This window comes from Undibacterium sp. 5I1 (genome assembly GCF_034314085.1).
Taxonomy (GTDB): Bacteria; Pseudomonadota; Gammaproteobacteria; order Burkholderiales; family Burkholderiaceae_D; genus Undibacterium.
On record NZ_JAVIWI010000001.1, the window covers coordinates 2,521,473 to 2,542,135 of the forward strand.

At 47.4% G+C, this 20,663-nt stretch carries 13 protein-coding genes and 1 pseudogene; 5 read left to right on the forward strand and 9 right to left on the reverse strand.

What is annotated here, in order from left to right; translation table 11 throughout:
• Nucleotides 1-162 precede the first annotated feature (162 nt).
• Together RGU72_RS11125 and mnmA are read left to right on the forward strand one after the other, a co-directional pair.
• The gene (locus tag RGU72_RS11125) at nt 163-663 is read left to right on the forward strand and encodes an NUDIX hydrolase (RefSeq protein WP_322119784.1); all 501 of its coding nucleotides are present in this window, start codon (nt 163-165) and stop codon (nt 661-663) included.
• A gap of 56 nt (nt 664-719) precedes the next feature.
• Nucleotides 720-1,820, forward strand: coding sequence for a tRNA 2-thiouridine(34) synthase MnmA (gene mnmA / locus RGU72_RS11130; RefSeq protein ID WP_322119785.1), 1,101 nt, complete (start codon nt 720-722; stop codon nt 1,818-1,820).
• A 367-nt stretch (nt 1,821-2,187) separates the two neighbouring features.
• Here mnmA and RGU72_RS11135 read toward each other — a convergent pair whose 3' ends face one another.
• Nucleotides 2,188-2,997 (reverse strand): substrate-binding periplasmic protein, encoded by an 810-nt coding sequence (locus RGU72_RS11135; protein WP_322119786.1) that lies wholly within the window; start codon nt 2,995-2,997, stop codon nt 2,188-2,190.
• A gap of 202 nt (nt 2,998-3,199) precedes the next feature.
• Between RGU72_RS11135 and RGU72_RS11140 the strand changes: the two genes are divergently transcribed.
• Nucleotides 3,200-5,452 (forward strand): TonB-dependent receptor, encoded by a 2,253-nt coding sequence (locus tag RGU72_RS11140; protein WP_322119787.1) that lies wholly within the window; start codon nt 3,200-3,202, stop codon nt 5,450-5,452.
• 307 nt (nt 5,453-5,759) lie between these two features.
• Here the strand turns inward: RGU72_RS11140 and RGU72_RS21425 are convergent.
• The 6 genes and pseudogenes from RGU72_RS21425 to RGU72_RS11175 all read right to left on the reverse strand — a co-directional run bounded on the left by RGU72_RS21425 (nt 5,760) and on the right by RGU72_RS11175 (nt 13,778).
• A pseudogene (locus tag RGU72_RS21425) lies at nt 5,760-7,475 on the reverse strand (methyl-accepting chemotaxis protein).
• A 535-nt stretch (nt 7,476-8,010) separates the two neighbouring features.
• Entirely contained in the window at nt 8,011-8,952 is a 942-nt protein-coding gene (locus tag RGU72_RS11155; RefSeq protein ID WP_322119789.1) for a bestrophin family protein, read from the reverse strand.
• 230 nt (nt 8,953-9,182) lie between these two features.
• Entirely contained in the window at nt 9,183-10,898 is a 1,716-nt protein-coding gene (locus tag RGU72_RS11160; RefSeq protein WP_322119790.1) for a methyl-accepting chemotaxis protein, read from the reverse strand.
• A 146-nt stretch (nt 10,899-11,044) separates the two neighbouring features.
• A complete protein-coding gene (locus RGU72_RS11165; RefSeq protein ID WP_322119791.1) occupies nt 11,045-11,809 on the reverse strand; it encodes a transporter in 765 nt (254 codons plus the stop codon).
• A gap of 236 nt (nt 11,810-12,045) precedes the next feature.
• Nucleotides 12,046-13,452, reverse strand: a complete 1,407-nt coding sequence (locus tag RGU72_RS11170) for a methyl-accepting chemotaxis protein (protein ID WP_322119792.1) — start codon at nt 13,450-13,452, stop codon at nt 12,046-12,048.
• The gene (locus RGU72_RS11175; RefSeq protein WP_322119793.1) at nt 13,395-13,778 is read right to left on the reverse strand and encodes an MCP four helix bundle domain-containing protein; all 384 of its coding nucleotides are present in this window, start codon (nt 13,776-13,778) and stop codon (nt 13,395-13,397) included. Before RGU72_RS11175 ends, RGU72_RS11170 begins: the two co-directional genes overlap by 58 nt.
• A 371-nt stretch (nt 13,779-14,149) precedes the next feature.
• Between RGU72_RS11175 and RGU72_RS11180 the strand changes: the two genes are divergently transcribed.
• Nucleotides 14,150-15,769, forward strand: coding sequence for an FMN-binding glutamate synthase family protein (locus tag RGU72_RS11180; RefSeq protein ID WP_416200119.1), 1,620 nt, complete (start codon nt 14,150-14,152; stop codon nt 15,767-15,769).
• A 366-nt stretch (nt 15,770-16,135) separates the two neighbouring features.
• Nucleotides 16,136-17,086 (forward strand): MurR/RpiR family transcriptional regulator, encoded by a 951-nt coding sequence (locus tag RGU72_RS11185; RefSeq protein WP_322119794.1) that lies wholly within the window; start codon nt 16,136-16,138, stop codon nt 17,084-17,086.
• 44 nt (nt 17,087-17,130) lie between these two features.
• On the opposite strand, the gene RGU72_RS11190 is transcribed toward RGU72_RS11185, so the two are convergent.
• Nucleotides 17,131-18,321 (reverse strand): PepSY-associated TM helix domain-containing protein, encoded by a 1,191-nt coding sequence (locus RGU72_RS11190; RefSeq protein WP_322119795.1) that lies wholly within the window; start codon nt 18,319-18,321, stop codon nt 17,131-17,133.
• 39 nt (nt 18,322-18,360) lie between these two features.
• Nucleotides 18,361-20,547 carry a TonB-dependent siderophore receptor gene (locus tag RGU72_RS11195; protein ID WP_322119796.1) on the reverse strand — a complete coding sequence of 729 codons (2,187 nt, stop codon included), beginning with the start codon at nt 20,545-20,547 and terminating at the stop codon, nt 18,361-18,363.
• Between the last annotated feature and the right edge of the window lie 116 nt (nt 20,548-20,663).

Here is a 20,663-nt window from a genome sequence, read left to right on the forward strand (position 1 = left end):
CAAAATAAATTGACTACTCCTGATGAAAATCGGGTTCAAATTTAAGCAAAATCAGACTGCTATAGACAAAATTCGTATTAGCTAATTCACCTTCAGATTTGCTGGTTTGCCACACAATATCTGATCGCAAAGTAAAATAGCGAACTTATAGAAAGAGGCGCTATGTCTACAGTCTGGAAACCCTCGGTCACCGTTGCGGCCGTTATCACTCGCCAACACGACCAACATCTGCAATTTTTAATGATCGAAGAAGAGACTGACGACGGCGTGCGGATCAACCAGCCTGCCGGTCATCTTGATCCTGACGAAACGCTGCAACAGGCAGTCACTCGCGAAACGCTGGAAGAAACCGCGCACGATTTCACACCCACGGCGCTGATCGGATCTTATCTGTCACGCTATGTGTCGCCCGTCACTGGTGAGCAAGTTACCTACCTGCGATTTGCCTTTAGTGGTGAGTTAGGGCAAGTACATCAGCGTGAACTCGATCACGGTATTTTGCGTACCGTGTGGATGACACATGCTGAGCTGTTGACATCACAAGAGCGTCACCGCAGTCCCCTGGTGTTGCAATGCGTCAATGACTATCTGGCAGGCCAAAGTGCACCGTTGTCGCTACTGTTTACGCATCCGTCTGCATTGGTGACAAGTCCAGTCAAGTAAAAAAAGTAAGCGCAGCACAAAGTAAGTAAGGTCAGGAAAAAGAGAGAACAACAAGTATGGCAAAGAAACGCGTAGTAATTGGTATGTCTGGCGGTGTAGATTCATCGGTGTCCGCTTGGCTGCTCAAACAGCAAGGCTACGAAGTCATCGGTCTGTTTATGAAAAACTGGGAAGACGATGACGACTCCGAATACTGCTCCACCCGCGAGGATTGGATTGATGCCGTCAGCGTCGCCGATGTCGTAGGTGTGGATATTGAAGCAGTCAACTTTGCGGTCGAATACAAAGACCGCGTCTTTGCAGAATTTTTGCGTGAATACCAGGCTGGTCGCACACCCAACCCAGACGTGCTCTGCAATGCCGAGATCAAATTCAAAGCCTTTCTCGATCACGCCATGAAGCTGGGGGCAGATTACATCGCCACCGGCCATTACGCCCGCGTGCGTGAGGTGAATGGTGAATTTCAATTACTCAAAGCACTCGATGCCAGCAAAGATCAAAGCTATTTTTTACACCGCCTGAATCAAGCGCAATTGTGCAAGACCCTGTTCCCGCTGGGCGAAATTCAAAAGACCGAAGTCCGCAAAATCGCAGAACAAATCCAGCTGCCCAATGCAAAGAAAAAAGATTCCACCGGCATCTGTTTTATCGGTGAACGGCCTTTCCGCGAATTTTTAAACCGCTATTTGTCTTATCAACCAGGCGATATGAAAACACCTGAAGGCGAGCTTGTCGGCAAACACGTCGGTCTGAGTTTTTATACCTTGGGACAACGCAAAGGCATCGGCATCGGCGGCATCAAGTCACATCAAAATGCGGATGGCAGTAGCGACGCCTGGTATGTCGCAAAGAAAGATATCGTTGCCAATACTTTGTACGTCGTTCAGGGTCATGATCACCCATGGCTGTTATCGTCGGCGTTAGAGGCAGGACAAAATAGCTGGATCGCCGGACATGCACCGGCGCAAACTCAGCTGTCGGCAAAAACCCGTTATCGTCAGGCCGATATTGCCTGCACGCTGCAAGCGGACAGCGATCGTTTTGCCTTGCATTTTGATGTGGCGCAATGGGCAGTCACGCCGGGACAATCCGCCGTGCTATACGACGGCGACGTTTGTCTGGGCGGCGGGATTATTAGCGGTGCGACGGCGGGGTAATCCAATATCAACTGGGATTTTTCGATTACCCCTAAAATCAATGCACAGAACAACTAGTTTTAGTTGGCAACAGATTCAAGAAAAAATATACTCCCCCTGATTTTTTGAAAAATAGCCTTATTACCCAATGCTTATATGGACAATTAAAAATACTATCAGGGAGTATAATTGGACTTGCGCAAAAAACAAAACTCCTCACCACAGAGGCACAGAGGAAGAACAAAGACAGAGAAAGGCAGGATTTCGCTGGTCTCCTAATTTTCTGTGTGCGTCTGTGCCTTTGTGTCTCTGTGGTGAGAGGTCTTGATGTTTGATGTTAAGCCATCGTGACTATTAACAGCCACGCAACGCGCCGTAGCAATGATAACTATTTATCCGGTTCGACAAAAGGCAAGGCTCCCAAGTGCTTGGCTCGCCTTAATGCAGTATTGATTTTATCGATGATGCCATCGTCTTTTTCCGCCAGAATGGCAAAATGAATATAGTCAATCGTCAGCGGTTTGCTAAGCACTTTAAACGTGATACCTGCTGGCATCGGTGTATCAGCCGCCACCTCTGTCATGGTCGAGTTGATCAGCGCTTCCACCTTAGCGGGATCGGAACTAGGATGATCGATCAGCATGACATCCGTTCTTTTCGTTAATAATTTTTTTAAACGCGAAGGTACCGAAACAAGACTTTCATCGGTGCTGACCAGCTTATTTTTATAACTATCAAATTCTTCGCCGTAGCTAGCGCCGCGTACAATACCAACTGATTTGTTTTTTAAGTCAGCAATATTCGCATACGGAAAAGTCATATCACTTCGAGTCACAATCCAGATGTGGTGGCTAAACGCAACATCGGAAAAGCGCAAAGTCTGCATGCGTTCCTTTGTTTTCGACAATCCAAAGGCCAAACCATCTCCCTCGGCCAGTCTTTGCAATAATCGCTTCCAGGGATAATGATAGGGATCGAAGCTGATGTTTAAATCTTGTTCTACATATTTAAGTATGCTGTTATAAGCATCGTTGATGAACATCTCTGCGTAATTTTCAGCATAAGTCTCACCTAACAGAATGACAACTTTGCGCTTCTCGGTAGTTGCTACACTCCACGCCATAGGTGGCAGCGAGAGTAAGGCCAACGTGAGTAATTTTCTTCTCACATCACAGTGCAAACTAAACGAGTTACCCATATCCACCTTTCACCTAGATATCCATTATGTAAACCGGATCTAAACTTGAGCCATTGGTTTGGTGCTATTCGCACCCTTTAAAAGTCATTTTAAGTTTATATCAAAATCATTCAAAGCTACCTGTATCACTACTTTCTTTTGACACTAGTACACACTTTTTAGCTATAGTGCCGCATCTCTCGTCAATCCTATTTGTCTGCGCATGTCTTCTATATTTTCGTTCGTTACCTCTAAGCTCACTGTGTCTACACCGACTACGCCCAAGTTTACTATTTCTAGTCTGACGCTTTGCGCGCTGACGTCCTCGGCAATTGTTGCCGCTCAGGCGGCTGAAAATACGGTCACTCCGTCAGTCGGCAAAGACCAGGCACAAAGTGTCGAGGTGCGCGGCGTCAGCATCGTATTGGATGAACGCAAACAGGCAACCGCCAGCAAAGCCATCATCAATCAAGAAGACATCGCCCGCTACGGCGACAGCAACCTGAGTGATGTTTTAAAACGGGTGCCGGGCCTGGGCTTTAGCAGTACTGGCGCGCTACAAATGCGCGGCTTAGGCAATGGCTACACCCAAATTTTGCTCAATGGCGAGCCAACGCCGCAAGGTTTTCTGGTGGACAGCATTGCGCCGGATTTGATTGAACGAATCGAAGTTTTGCGCAGCGCGACAGCGGAATACAGCACGCAGGCGATTGCGGGGACGATTAATATCATCCTGAAAAACAATGTCAAAAAGCCGCAGCATGATCTGAAGATTGGCGTTGCTGATACTGGCAGTAAGAGCAATGGCAAAATCTCACCGAACATCTCATTGCAAATCGCCGATCGTAATGGCCCTCTGGCATACACCATCGCCGGCGCGCTGCAACGTCAACAGCGAATTACACCCTCGACCCAGGATGAGGTCGGTACCGATCAAAACGGCAACATCAATTTACTACGACATGCCCAGCTAGAAGAACGTTTTACGAAAGATGAATTGACCTTTGCACCAAGGCTGATCTGGACGTTTTCTGACGACGACACACTCACATCACAAAGCTTTTTGACCAGCAGCCGCATCAACAATGTCAAAGATCGGCATGAGACCAGCGTACTCAATACGCTATCCGATTTCCCCAATAACGTCGGCAGTTGGGATGCTTATACCAATGCCTTACGCAGCGATCTGAACTGGCGACGCAAGTTATCGGATAGCGCCAAGATAGAAATGACCTTAGGCGTTAACCTGAGCCACCGCCATACCTATTTTAATTTTGATGGCATGTCCTTAGCGCAGACTTTGTTAGAACGGCATCAGGTGGTGTCAGGCGTTAACGACCAGACTGCGACTTTCAGCGGCAAATACACCGCACCCTACATCGATAAACATGCCTTGGTGCTGGGCTGGGATGGCAGCCTGATACGCCGCGACGAAAACCGGATTGAACATATCAGCGACGGGCTAGGCAATGACGCTGCCGATAGTAACGAAGCCTACCAATCCAAGGTCAAACGACTTGCCTTGTTTGCGCAAGATGAATGGGATATCAGTAATCAACTCAGTGCTTCACTGGGCTTGCGCTGGGAAGGTTTGCAAACGACCACTGATGGCAATGTGTTGAGTCCAGTGCACAACCAATCCAGCGTCTTAAGCCCGCTATTGCAAAGCGTATGGAAGCTCGATGGCGACCCCACTAATCCTAAGCAAACACAGCAATTCAGGCTGGCACTCACGCGTACGTATAAAGCGCCGACCACCACTAATCTGATTCCACGTCGCTACACCGTCGACAATAATAACAGCGCGGTCAATCCAGACAACCAAGGCAATCCGCAACTACGCCCAGAACTGGCATGGGGACTGGATGCGACGTTTGAACAGTATTTTGGGCAAGGCGGTTTGTTCAGTGCCAACGTGTTTGTACGCAAGATTGATGATGTGATTCTGGACAAAGTATCGCAACAAAATGGCGTCTGGACCAGCATCCCCACCAATAGCGGCAAAGCACAAGTGCATGGCATAGAACTGGAACTTAAATTACCACTGCAAAGTGTGATGAGCAAGGCGCCCGCGATTGAACTGCGCGCCAATGTAAACCGCAACTGGTCTAGCGTTGATCAAATTCCCGGTCCAGACAATCGGCTAGATCAGCAAACCCCGCTCAGCGCCAATCTGGCAATGGATTACAAGTGGGATCAGCAACTCACCTTAGGTGGTAATCTGGGCTATCAACGTGGCGGCCACATCCGTACCTCGCAAACCCTGAGCGGCTTTACGGGCAACTTGCGCACGCTGGATTATTATGCGGTCTGGAGTCTGGCAAAACAGACGCAGCTACGACTCTCGCTGACCAACTTATTCCCGCAAAACAAACTCGATGTCGAAAACTATCAGGACAGCCAAAGCGGACGCCAGTTATCGACGACAACCTCCGGCTTGAGCAGCGTGAAGCTGACTTTAGAACAGGCGTTTTAGTTAGCTCCGGCTTTATCTGCATCGGATTCGAAGACTGAGAGCGATGACAGGATCAGGACTTACGCAAAATTGTTCCTGCAAAGCGTGGCGATCGGGATAGTAATTTAGGGGCTACACCGAGGCTGCGGCAGTTTTGGCCAGTCCTACAGATCAACAAGGGAAAATATAGATGGATGTCACTTCGTTCACTACACATCAATCTACATACTCCCCATTATTTTTTTAAAAACCAGCTAATTGTCCAAATATTATATGGATAATTAAAATATACTTACCTGCAGTATATTTCATCGCTCTACGGCTTTCCTTAAAACTCTTCCCATTCATCGGCTCTGCTAGCAGATGCCGTGGTCTGCTCGGTCACCTTGTTTGCTGCTAATGCCCGGCGTTTGTATGCGGTTGCCGATTTTGGGGCCTGAGCTGCTGCGGCACGTACGACCGCTTTGGAGGCCGCTGGTTTGCTGTAGCTTGCTGTGTTTTGACTGCCGACGCTGTTGATCTTGAAGACACTGACGACTTGGGTCAGCTTCGTCGCTTGCTCTTGCATCGAGGCAGAAGCAGCGGCGGCTTGTTCGACCAGTGCGGCGTTTTGTTGGGTGGTTTCGTCTATCTGTGCAATAGCGATGTTAATCTGATCGATTCCGGCAGTTTGTTCTTGGGTGGCGGCGCTGATTTCGTTCACGACGTCGCTGACCCGCTGGACGCTTTGTACAATTTCTTGAATAGTGAGTCCGGCCTGATCGACGAGTTTGGTACCGGTGTCGACTTTTTCTACGGAGTTACCTATCAGTGTCTTGATCTCTTTGGCAGCGGACGCGCTGCGCTGCGCGAGATTGCGTACTTCGGAGGCCACGACGGCAAAGCCACGTCCTTGTTCACCGGCTCTGGCCGCTTCGACTGCGGCGTTGAGCGCGAGGATGTTGGTTTGAAATGCGATGCCGTCAATGACGCCGATGATGTCGACAATTTTTTTGGAGGAGTCGTTGATCTCGCTCATTGTCTGAATCACCTGGGAGACGACATTGCCGCCTTTGGTCGCCACTTCAGAGGCCGATACCGCGAGCTGGTTTGCCTAGCGGGCATTGTCGGCATTTTGTTTGACGGTGCTGGTGAGCTCTTCCATGGCGGAGGCGGTCTCTTCCAGTGAGCTGGCTTGTTCTTCAGTGCGGGAGGAAAGATCGAGATTGCCAGTAGCGATTTCAGTGGAGGCGGCAGTGATCTGCTCTGTTCCGGTACGGACTTCGCCGACGATATTTTTTAGGCTGTCGCTCATGGCTTTGAGTGCGCGCAAGAGTCTACCTGTTTCATCATTCGAGGTAACGATGATGTCTCTGGTTAAATCTCCTGCTGCGACGGTTTCTGAAATTTCGATTGCCTCATTAAGAGAGCCGACAATTTTTCTTGTGATAAAAACTCCTAAAGTGATCACCACAAGGACCGTCAGCAGGGCAATTGTCAATGCCATCATGTTGGCATGTTTTAGCGCGGCAGCGCCATCGTCAGCACCTTTTTTTCCTAGATCAGCGTTATATTTTGCATGCTCTTCAAGAGCAATATCCATACTTTTTACCACGCCCGTCACACTCTTAAAAAGTACGTCCAGAGCCTCGTCGGCTTTATCTTGTTTCATCAATCCGATCACTTGCTCTTGCATCACGCCGAACGCTTTAAAAGCAATGCGATCATTTTCTAACAAAGCTTTGTCTTTATCGTCAGATAAGTCTTGCTTCTCATACAGGTTAAACATCTCTGTGATTTTTTTATACCGGTCGATCATGCCGATTTCTAAATCACGCCGTTTATTAGGATCTTTTGCCGTGACATATCGATAGGTCATCACCCGCAATTTAGTAATAGTCACAGCCGCATTATTTAAATCTGTCAGGCTAGGCACGGTATTTACATTGGCGTAATTAGCCGCTTCATAGACCTTATTAATTTGGATGACGCCCAAACCTGCGATTGCTGCCAATCCGAGAAATGCCATACCTATCAACAGGTACAATCTTTGTGCAATTGTCATTTTATGTTCTCCTCCGTCGTTATCCGGTACTTCAACCAAAATTGAACCGCATGAACGTTGTTACATTTTGATTCAACCTTTTGGAATAATCGTTGATTTCAAATACTATTTGTTGCCACATGTCAATCTTTTTGCAATTTTTTACAAATAAATCTACAATATTTGCGTCGAAACTAACTCTTCAGAACAGGGATTAGAGATGGCGTTAACAAATTACACCAAACCGTAATCGGGACGATTAAACCACTAGGAAGTATTAACGGCCACGTCGGGCTTGAACAGAATGCGACTGAGTTGTTAAAGAGATTTTCACAAGTCCAGCTATTGAATAAAAATAAGAGATATGAATTGACGCAGCATGGTTCTAAGCAGCGAATGAATATACTCCCCATTATTTTTCAAAAATATGGCTGATTGTCCAGATATTATATGGACGTCTTAAATATACTTATAGCCAGTATATTTAAGACAGATACGCATCTGGAGAGTAGTTAACCATCTCAGAAATGCAACAAATAGCAGAGAGGATATGGGTCTATGTCAGACAATAATTCACTACTGGCATAGGTTTTGGAAGGTACTCGTCTTGCAGCGAAGCGCGTAAATCTATCTCAATGGCACGGCAAATACTATCGAGCGGCAAGTCATTCGATTGCAGGCCAAAAGGCTCCTCAATCTCATCACCAAGTACATCCAAACCGAAGAAAGTGTAGGCAACGATCCCGACTACAAATGGCGTCATAAATCCGATCGAATCCACCAATCCAAATGGCAAGAGAAAGCAATAAATATAAGCTGTCCGGTGCAGTAGCAAGGTGTAAGAAAACGGAATCGGCGTATTTCTGATGCGCTCACATGCAGCCGCTGCACCACTCATCGCACTCAACGTCGCATCAATCGATACCGCCAGACAAGCATCAATCCGAGATTCTTTTAGACACTGGCGCAAATCCATTCCCATTTTTTGCATCAAAAAATCGGGCTTATTATGAGCTGTGCTGAGCGCCAGCCATTCAGATTTTTGCAGTAAAGGCTGGATATCTTGCGACATCGGCAAATCCCTAAGTAAGTCTCTGAGCGCATGGCTAAACGCGATCGCGCGATAAATCATCCTTACACGGATATCGTCAAAACCCGCCCTCGCCAAAGCTGGCTCGGGATAATCAATCAAACTCAGACATTGCCGGGAAAAATTTCGGCTACGCAGAACCAGCTCGCCCCACAGTTTTCGTCCCTCCCAAAATCGGTCATACGCCGCGTTATTTCTAAAGCCCAAAAATATCGCCAGCGGCAAACCAATTAAGGTAAATGGGATCGTCGTCAACGTGATTTTGAGTTTAAATAAATCACCGTGCGATAAGGTCACCAAGGTGGCAACCAAAATATTGACGATCAGTGCGGGTAAGATGCGAGGCAAGATCGAACCACGCAGTAACAGAAACAGCCTAAGGCCGGATGGTCGATCTCGAATAATCACGTGTCGTCCACAATATCGATTTGAAGACACTCATTATTGCACTGACTCAGGACCACTACTGAACTTCTGCTTGGATTATTTGCAATTCAACCGAGATCTCGCTCCATTGAACTTGAATATGGCAGGCAGTATTGTCTCTGACCAGATCAAAACCAAAACTGGCTTGTGCAAATCCAAACACTGCACTCAACAGCGCTTTGATTCACACATTCTTTCTGCTTCGAATTACATTAAAACTCTTCCCATTCATCCGCTCTCTTAGCAGATGTAGTGTTCTGCTCTGTGACCTTTTTTGCTGCTAGCGCCGGACGTTTGTATACGGTCACAGGTTTCGATGTCTGCGCTGCTGCGGCAGATACGACCGGTTTAGATGCCACTGATTTGCCGTAGCTTCCTGTGTTTTGACCGCCGATGGTGTTGATCTTGAAGACGCTCACGACTTGTAAAAGATTCTGCGCCTGATCTTGCATAGACGCCGCGGCTGCGGCGGCTTGCTCTACTAATGCGGCGTTTTGTTGTGTGGTCTCATCAATCTCGGTAATGGCAATATTGATCTGATCAATGCCAGCGGTTTGCTCTTGGGTGGCGGCGCTGATTTCGCTCACGACGTCGCTCACACGCTTGACGCTCTCTACGATTTCTTGAATAGTTTTACCGGCTTGATCCACCAGTTTAGAGCCTGCCTCGACTTTTTCTACAGAGTTGTCAATCAGAGATTTAATCTCTTTGGCGGCAGAGGCGCTGCGCTGTGCGAGATTGCGTACTTCTGACGCTACTACCGCAAATCCACGACCTTGCTCGCCTGCTCTGGCAGCTTCTACCGCTGCGTTGAGTGCCAGAATATTGGTTTGGAAAGCGATGCTGTCTATCACGCCGATGATGTCGACGATTTTTTTAGAAGAGTCGTTAATGTCGCTCATGGTGTGGATGACTTGCGACACCACATTGCCACCTTTGATCGCCACCTCGGAGGCGGATACGGCGAGCTGGTTTGCCTGACGTGCGTTGTCGGCATTTTGTTTGACGGTGCTGGTCAACTCCTCCATTGAGGAGGCAGTTTCTTCTAATGAGCCGGCTTGCTGTTCTGTGCGGGAGGACAGATCGAGGTTGCCAGTCGCAATTTCGGTCGAGGCAGCGGTAATCATGTCAGTGCCGGTGCGTACCTCGCCGACGATATTTTTTAAACTGTCGCTCATATCTTTAAGCGCCTGTAGCAGTTGCCCGGCTTCGTCCTTAGAGGTCACTTTGATGTCGGTCGTAAGATCACCGGCGGCGACAGTTTCTGAAATTTTGATCGCCTCGCTGAGGGAACTAATAATTCTTTTTGTAATCAGCAAACCCATGACGGCAATCCCAATAATTGCAAATAATGAGATGGCAGTAGATACCATGTTGGCAGTTTTTAACGTTGCAGCACCTTCTTCCGCTACGGTTTTACCCAAATCCATATTAAATTTAGTGTGCGCACTTAAACTCTCATTGAGTTTCTTTGAAATTGTACCGAGGTTCAACACTAATAGATCTCTTCCCTCATCACTTTTTCCTATTTTTGCCATCTCTAGCACTTTTTCACGCAAGGCGTTGTAGTCTTTAAACGCAACACGATCTGCATCTAACATGGCTTTTTCTTCTTTACTAGAGATGTATTCTTTCTCGTATGCAGCAAACGTCTCCATCACTTTGGCATAAGTCACTTTCATTTCTTTTTCTACTGCGTCCCGCTGGGAGGCGTCACTCAGCGCCAGGTATTGCCACAACAGCAAGCGCAGCTGCGCTATGTCACCGCTGGCAATACCTATGCTACTGATACTCGGTATGGTATCGACATTGGCATAATTGGTTGCGGTATAGACTTTATTCATCTGGTATATGCCAAAACCAGCCAGTCCCGCCAAACCTAAGAACGCAGAAAAAATCAATAGATATAAACGTTGCGCAATCGTCATTTTATTTTTTCCTTTAGTAGTGAACTATTAGCTAAATCGATTTAGCGGCATTGGGAATTACTGATGCTAGGCTTACTAAAGAGTAATCTCCATGACATTATCTTTATTTAAAACCAAGTAAGAGATTTGGTAAGACTTACACAAAATCACCACAATTTTGCCAGCGGCATAACCAATCCGGTGAATAAAGACAAATCTGGTGATGCCTTATTCAAGCCTTTGGCAAAACCAAAATCAATCGTCAGTTTATTACTCGGGCTGTAGGTTAATGCAGCCAAAGCTTGGGCAGTGTCGTCGGTGCCGCGTCTGCGTGTGCCGCTGAGTTCTGCCGTGATACCCCATTTTTCAGTGACGGCTAGTGATGCGGATGTTGAAATACCTGTTTGCGTTCTGGCAGTACCGGGATCGACCAAGCCCAAACGCGTAAAATTAAGGTTGGCATCTATATGCAGTTTGCCGATGTCTTTACTGTAAATCCCATTCACGCTGTAATCTGTTTTGCCACTACCGATCGTATTTTTAGCGGTGGGGACTTTGACGCCAAACTCCAGTCCAAATGCGGTATCGTCATTCATCAAGAAGGCACGCTTTAATACCAGCGTGGTATCACCCAAGCTGCGCTCACGGTTGCCCTGATCATCCGATGATGAAACTATGGCCTCACCGCCGATCAACACCCCCCATTGCGGATTAAACGCCAGCTTTAATTGGTAAGGCAAACTATCTCGTCTGGTCCCATCTTGCCTGGTGCTAAGCAGACCCAATTCCAGTTCTAATTGTCCTGGAAACGGTAATTGTGCTGGACTCGATACCGAGGGACGGTACGGCGTAACCTCACCATCATCAGCGTAAGCATAGACGCAACAACTGAGCAGAGCGAGCAGACAGATGGGGAGATGAGTAGGTCGCATTCTTATATTCCGATCTAGATGGGGAGATAAATGGTTTCAAGATCCAATTACAATAAACATATAGGACTGACGTAAAATTATCCCAGCAACACGCATTGACGATTACCCTATTTAGCATCTAAGTTACCGAGATAACTTACGGTGACTCGGTGCCGTAACGCTTTGGGTCGGTTTTGCGTAAGTCCTGCATAAACATCGAACTGGGAAAAATTTAAAAATCTGTCACAAAAGACGAATTAAAACTCTTCCCACTCATCGACCTTGGCATCAGACGTCGTTTTCTGCCCATTGATTTTTGTGATACCCAACACAGGGCGGTTAATAAAAGTTGCTACTTTGGGCTTCTGTGCTTTGGCAGGATGTACTACCGGTTTGACTACGGCTGCTTTTGTTGTAGTGCCTGCGCTGTAGCTGCCAACTATGTTTTTTGCACTATTGACACTATTGATCTTAAAGACGCTGACGACTTGGGTCAGGTTAGTCGCTTGCTCTTGCATCGAGGCGGCAGCAGCAGCAGCTTGTTCGACCAGCGCGGCGTTTTGTTGGGTGGTTTCGTCTATCTGTGTAATAGCGATATTAATTTGATCGATTCCGGCAGTTTGTTCTTGGGTCGCGGCGCTGATTTCGCTCACCACGTCGCTAACCCGTTTGACGCTTTGTACGATTTCTTGAATCGTCAGGCCAGCCTGATCAACCAGTTTGGTACCGGTATCGACTTTCTCGACAGAGGTATCAATCAGTGTCTTGATCTCTTTGGCGGCGGAGGCGCTGCGCTGTGCGAGATTGCGTACCTCTGAGGCGACGACGGCAAAGCCGCGCCCTTGTTCACCGGCTCTGGCGGCTTCTACTGCAGCATTGAGTGCGAGGATGTTAGTTTGGAAAGCAATGCTGTCTATCACACCGATGATGTCGACAATTTTTTTGGAGGAGTCGTTAATCTCGCTCATGGTCTGAATCACTTGGGAGACGACATTACCGCCTTTGGTCGCCACTTCAGAAGCCGATACGGCGAGCTGGTTGGCCTGGCGGGCATTGTCCGCATTTTGTTTGACAGTGCTGGTGAGCTCTTCCATGGAGGAGGCGGTTTCTTCCAGTGAGCTGGCTTGCTCTTCTGTGCGGGAGGATAGATCCAGGTTGCCAGTGGCGATTTCAGTCGAGGCGGCGGTGATCTGGTCTGTTCCGGTGCGTACCTCGCCGACGATATTTTTTAAACTATCGCTCATATTTTTCAGCGCTTGCAGCAGTTTGCCCATCTCGTCATTGGAAGTGATTTTGATGTCGGTTGTTAAATCTCCTGCTGCAACTGCTTCTGAAATATTGATCGCCTCGTGGATCGCGTTCACGATCACTTTAGTGACCCACACGCCCAGACCTGTCACCACAATAATTGCCAAAAGAGAAATCACGAGAGAAAAATTAAAAGCATTTTTGCGAGCGACGACAGCACTATTTGCTCTCTCGTTTCCAAGAGATTCGTTAAATTTTGCATGCTCGTTAAGATTACTGGTTACCTTATTAGCCACGTCCGCGTTACCGAGTAACTCTACTTGCGCTTCTTCCCCTTTGCCGCTCTGAGCCATGGAAATTAAGTTATCGCGCAAACTACCATATGCTTTAAATGCTTGACGGTCTGCATCCAGCAAAGCCTTATCTTTTTCATTGGAAACGGATTCCTTCTCGTATTTATCAAAAGATTGATTGATTTCGATATCTTCATCTTTGATTTTTTTTCTAATGCATTTCTCTTTTCTACATCCGTCTGCTGAAGGTACTGCCAGACTTGTACACGCATCAAAAGTGCAGTTTTAGCTATGTCATTTAACCCAATAATACTAGGGACAGTTTTAACATTTCCGTAATTGGCGGCGTCAAACACTTTGTCCATCTGGGCAAAGCCAAAAACTGTCAGCGTAGCGAGTCCCACAAAAGCAGAAAAAATTAACAAATATAAGCGTTGCGCGATCGTCATTTTATTTTTCCTTTAATGATGGCTTAGTTATTAGATGGCTTAGTTATTAAAACCGAAGTGAATTCGTCCTGCTACCGTCTCTGAATAAACTACTAGAATCCAGATTAAGTGTAAAACTAAATGTGCGTCGTCCAAGGAGTCAACCAAAACGACATCGGAAAATTTTACAAATTGTTTCAATTAAGCCTCAAATTAGGACAAAAATAATGCAATTCAATTGCGTTAAAAAAACGAATAATATGAATTAATATTGGCAAAGCACAAGCGCTCTGCAGATACTATTGCATCCCTCTTGCGAAGCAGTCCAACCCATTTTCTTGCTCCGTTGTACACTCCGATGCGATACCACCGAGTTCATTTTGGAGACGAAGATGCACCTTGCGCGTTACCTCACCCTGATTACTGTCAGCGTTATATTTTTGTTGTCGATCTTAATGATCGATTTGTTCCATACGGGTTGGTGGTTGCTGGTATTGTCCGGCGCACTGACCGCGGTTGGGATTGCCGATCTGGTGCAAACCAAACGCTCGATCTTGCGCAACTATCCGATCATTGCGCACTTCCGTTTTATCTTCGAGGCGATCCGTCCGGAAATACGTCAGTATTTTTTGGAGGAAGATAGCGCTGCCAATCCGTTCTCACGCAACCAGCGCTCTATCGTTTATCAAAGGGCAAAACAAGATTTAGATAAGCGCCCTTTTGGTACGCAGCTCGATCTGTATCAGGCTGGTTATGAATGGATCAATCACTCCATCGCACCGAGCAAAGTCGGCTCTTACGATTTCCGTATCACCATCGGTGCCGATCGCTTGCAGCCGTATTCGGCTAGCGTCTTTAATATCTCGGCTATGAGTTTTGGTGCCTTGTCTGCCAATGCAATCCGCGCTTTAAATCAAGGTGCGCAAAAAGGTGGATTTATGCATGACACAGGCGAAGGCAGTATCAGCCGCTATCATCGCCCCGCAGACAACAATGATCCCGGCGGCGATTTAGTGTGGGAAATTGGCTCGGGTTATTTTGGTTGTCGCAACGAGCATGGCAGTTTTTCGGAAGAACGCTTTGTCGCCAGTGCCACGCTGGTGCAAGTCAAAATGATCGAGCTGAAATTATCGCAAGGTGCCAAGCCCGGACATGGCGGCTTGCTCCCCGGTGCTAAAGTAACGATAGAAATTGCCGAGGCACGCGGTGTGCCCGCCGGAACGGATTGCGTATCGCCAGCCTCGCATTCCGCTTTTTCTACACCAACCGAGATGCTGTATTTCATCGATAAGTTACGCAATTTATCTGGCGGAAAACCGACTGGTTTTAAATTTGCTGTCGGCCATCCTTGGGAATTTTTTGGGATTGTGAAGGCAATGCTGGCGACTGGCATCACGCCCGATTTTATTGTGGTGGATGGCGGCGAAGGCGGGACAGGCGCAGCGCCAATTGAGTTCACCGATCATGTCGGCGTACCTTTGCAAGAGGCGCTGCTGTTGGTACACAACACGCTAGTCGGCACCAACTTGCGCGAAAAAATTAAAATCGGTGCCTCCGGCAAAATCATCACCGCATTTGATATTGCGCGGACTTTGGCGCTGGGTGCTGACTGGTGCAATTCTGCCCGCGGCTTTATGTTTGCGCTAGGTTGCATTCAATCACAAAGCTGTCATACCGACCGCTGTCCTACGGGTGTGGCAACCCAAGATCCACTGCGCCAACGTGCCTTGTTTGTGCCGGACAAGGCAGAACGTGTAATGCATTTCCATCAAAATACTCTAAAAGCCTTGGCAGAACTGATCGCGGCAACGGGATTAAATCATCCCTCCGAATTACGTCCGTATCATTTGGTACGCAGGGTGTCGTCCGATCAGGTCAAACTGGTATCAGCGCTACTGCCTTACTTAAACCCAGGCGATCTGCTGGATGAATCCCGTCTGAGCGAGCGCCCAGAAGTCTTTGCCACCTACTGGCCACTGGCGCAGGCGGAGTCTTTTCATCCTATTAAATAAATATACTCCCCCTGTTTTTATAGTAAATATGGCTTACCCTCCTTATACTCTATGGACATCCAAAATATACACATGACAGTATATTTAGGATGTCCGATTAATGCGACGAAAACAAAGCTCGCTGATCAAGCAAATAATTAATATTATTTTTCATATATTCAAAATTTAAGAATAAAATTCTGCTAACTTTAGTTAGAATCGTTAGTGGCTAAATTTTATTTGCTTTAAATTTGATTAAGACCAAAACTTGGGCTTTGTTTGATCTCTCAACCAGAGAAACTCAAATTTGACCGAATCTATCTCTTTCCAATTTAAATCGACGAAATTACATTGATCTTCCACTCCCTAAAAATATAACCGCCGACCATGAACCGTCCTGACACTCAAGCACTAGGTGGTACTGTTAATACCCGCATCGGCAAGGTGTATATGCATTTATCTAAATCGCATAGAAAAACTGCTGATTATGTATTGTCCAATGTGTTTCGCTCGGCGACGATGTCGATTGATGAACTGGCCAACGCGGTTGGGATTTCGGTAGCAACAGCCAACCGTTTTGCACGTGCTTTAGGGTTTGATGGTTACCCGCAATTTCGCTCGGAACTGGTATACGGTTTTGAAGCCATGCTGGCACCGATTGATAATCTGCGTAACGAAGTGCAGCGCGCAGCCACCAGCACCGAAGTCATCGCCAGATCGCTAAATGAAGACATCAGTAATCTGGAAAACACGCGCCGCGCCTTGGTGCCTGAAATGTGTAATCAGGCAGTCAAAATGATTACCAATGCCGAGCGTATTTACATCGTCGGTTACGGCGCCAGCGCCTTCCTCGGCGGATTGATGGCACATGGACTGGAGCCATTTTGCAAAACGATCCAATGCACGATTGGCTCGGGCGGCCCATCCCATGTGGCACGACAACTATTTAAATATACTGAGCGCGATCTGGTGATCGGCATCACCTTCCCACGCTATGCAGAAGACGTCATTACGCTGCTACAACAAGTGCGCGAAAAAGGTGTTCCGATTTTAGGATTAACCGATGCACCGCGCTCGCCACTGGCATCTATCGCTAATCTGACATTGTTTGCGCAAACTACCCGACAACTATCACCCAACTCCGAAGGTGCCGCCCTCTGTCTGATCGAAGCAATTTGCAGCGCCGTTGCACACCAATCTAAATCCCCCGTGCATGCCGCATCGGAGATGACTAAATTTATGCTGCCGTGGATGTATCAAGAACCACAAGCATCAGTACGCAAGCCTAGTATTAGTGCGGACGAGCCAGCCAAAGATGCGACTAAACACCTGGCTTAGTTTAAGTAAATATATTGGGTTCTTGCATCAACTGAAGGATATGACTACCGGATGTTTCTGGCTCGTCGCTTTTTAATCCAGATCAATACGCCGGTGACGCTAAGCATCGCTACGACCAGCCCCATGATTGAGATAAAGATGCGTCCACTCAGGCCCAAGATGCGACCGGAATGTAATGGGAATTGCGCTTGCAGGAAGATGTCTCCTGCACTGCCGCTACCGGGGATTTTCGCTCCGGCTGAATGACCATCGCTGCCATCAAAATACAGCCATGCATTACCCAGGCCGCCATCGCCATGATCGTTTCCGGCTTCAAAAAATCCAACCCCATAAACGCCAAAAGCGGGCGAATAAAATACACCACCCGCTGGCAAAGTCCAGCCTCGCTGTTGCGCCTCGGTTTGGGCTAGTTGCATGACTTGTTCGCGGCTGAGCAAAGGCAACACGGGGCGATCTGGCGCTTGTGGTACACGCGTCGCAAAAACATCTGCACTCAGGGGTGAAAACAATTGTACAAGCGGGCGAACCACCTGGCTGTTGAGATTCATCGATACCGAGGTAATCGCGAGCACCAGTAACAGCAACCAGACCCAGACGCCGCCAGAACGGTGTAAATCAAAATTCAGTTTGTGTCCGCCTTGCCGCCAGCGAAACGCCAGTGATTTGCGCCAGCTGCGCCAGTTTGGAAAAGACAAGTACAGCGCAATAAAACAATCCAGCACCCACACCATGCCTATGATGCCCATCAGCCAGATACCTAACTCTATGCCTCCGACATTGGGAATATGCATGGTGTAGTGCAGTTTGTATAAAAATGGCAGGAGGTTTTCCCGGCTCAGCGAAATCTCTCCCCATTGACGCTTGCCTTGTATTTCGCCACTGACCGGATCAACCGCAATCTGATTAAAACCGAGTTCATACGGCTTGCCAGTGACAGGATTAATTTTGCCCTCTACCGACATCTGTACGGTATGTCCTGGCTCTGCCTCATTTAGTACATAGGTCACCCAGATTGCAGGATCGCTGGCCTCTACCCTATTTGCCAGCTCCAATCCCGACAACATCTTCGTACCGTCGTTTTTCTCCGCGCTACGGGCGTGAAATAACCGCGGATTGAGCAAGGCATCCAGCTCATGATCCCATGAGATAAAAGCACCCGTCAGGCCAGAAATAAATAAAAAAATTGCCACCGCCAGTCCAAACCAGCGGTGCAATAGTACAAACAAAGGGCGCATGAACATGGCTTATGTATGAATCAATATGAAGAATACGACTCAATATTTCCAGTTAATCGCCACACTGCCATTGCGCGGCGCTGCGTAATAGCCCTGACTCCAATACAAACTGGTCAGATATTGTTGATTGCCGATATTGTTCAAGTTGGCAGAAATACTCAGCTTAGGGTTCACGTCGTAACGTGCCATCAGATTGACGACGGCATAGCTAGCCTGACGAATCACAATGCCGGCACCTTCATCGCGGAAAGTATCTGCTTGCCAATTCATGCTGGCACCCACTTTTGCCTGCGTCAAGAAAGGTAGTTGGTAGGTGCTTGATATACGGAATAATTTTCTCGGCACATAGGTTTTGACATCCTGCCCATCGCTACCTTTGAGCGTCAACTGCGTATAGCCTGCACTGACTTGCCATCCCTTGGCAATCTCACCAGAAGCATCCAGCTCCAGCCCTTGTGACTCGGCATCAATCCCTTTGTAATAGGCTTTAGCACCGACATAGCCCGCCTGCTCCGCTGCATTGTTTTGCTGCGTCTTGAAGAGCGCGGCAGATAGATTGAGTTTGCGATCAAACAATTCGGTTTTAAATCCAAGCTCATCACTCTTGCCCTTGACTGGATCGAGGGTCTTACCATTGATATCAATTTCGCTTTGCGGATTAAAAATTTCTGTATGGCTGGCATAGATTGATGCGTTAGGCGCTATGTCGTACACCAAGCCCAAATAAGGCGTCGTGTTACGGGCAGATTTTTGACTGCTGACGCCATAAGCAAATCCCGTGCTGTCGGCTTTGGTGACATTGACACCGGCTATGAGCTTAAATTGATCCGCCAGATTGATGCGCGACGCAAGGAATACCGTTTGCTGCTTATCTTCATAAGCACTGCCCTCAATCGAGGCATTAAAAGCAGGTTCAGGATAATTGCCAGTCCAGTTGCTGATATCAGGTAAGGCCGTTCCAATCCCTACCCCATAATGCGATATATCATCCATCTTCGATTTAGACCAGTTGACACCAAAACTAAGGTCATGCTGACGTCCGGCAAAATTGAATTTGCCCGACGCTGCCACATCAAATAATGTCTGCGTATTGTCCGAGTTATACAAAGATGGGTAGCTATATAAACCCAATCCAGTGCTGCGATCCGGCGTGCCATAAACGTAAAACAGCTTAGAATCTGCGGTGGATTTATTACGGCTGAATGCCGCCTTAATTTGCCAGTCATTATTCAACTGATGACTGAGCTCCACAAAGCTGCGGTCGTCCTGTGTCACCCAACGCGACCAGTCTGCCGCGGTGCTGGTAGAAATCCGGTAATTCGTTGGGCTGCCATCGGTGTAATACAGAGGTAGTGCACCCCACATGCCGCCTTTTGCATCACTCTTTTGATGAGAATGCCCGATACTTAATACCGTCGCATCGCCCAGATTTGCCTCAACAATGCCGTAAAAAACGGTCTTCTCCGGCGAGTAACGATCCAGGTAAGAATCACCTGCCTGCTTTGCCACAACAAAGCGGCCAGCCACTGTACCAGCGGCATTCAACGCACCGGAAATATCTGCATCTACACGGCGTGTATTCCACGATCCCAGCGTTAAACCCGTCGATGCCTGGAACTGGTATGTCGGATGCTTACGAATAAAGTTGACCGTCGCAGATGGATTACCGGTTGCCGACATCAAACCATTTGCGCCACGCACTATATCGATACGATCATAGATCGCAGTATCGATATCCCCCGTCACATTGCCGGAAGTGAATGGCACGCCTATGCCGTCGTATTGAAAATTGGTGATATCAAAACCACGCGCCATGTAATAAGTGCGATCGGTTTCTACTTTTTCTACTGACACACCAGTCGTGTTGCCAAGCACATCGTTGATATTGACTTGCTTAAAGTCATCCATTTTAGCGCGTGTGACAACGGAGACGGATTGCGGAGTTTCGCGCAAAGATAAATCAAGTCTGGTCGCCGAATTACTTTTACGCGCTGTATACGCACCGGTTTTCTCTGTACTTTGCTCGTTGCCTGAGACACCTTTCACTACCACTTCTGGTAATTCAGTTGCCGGATTACCAGCATCTGCTATCTCACCGGAAAAGGCGATCGCCGGGTAAATCAGCGCTATCGCCGTCGATAGAGCAAGTGATAGTGGTTTCAAGCTAAATAAGTTTTGATGTGCAAAAGAAGACAAATAGCGAACTTTACGAGCTTTATCAAACATAAGAAATTCCCACAAAAGTAAAAAAATATGTTCCGCATTGTACGTAGATCAAATATTAATTGCAAACGATAATGAGAACGATTATTATTTAATAATGATATTAATATTACAAAACG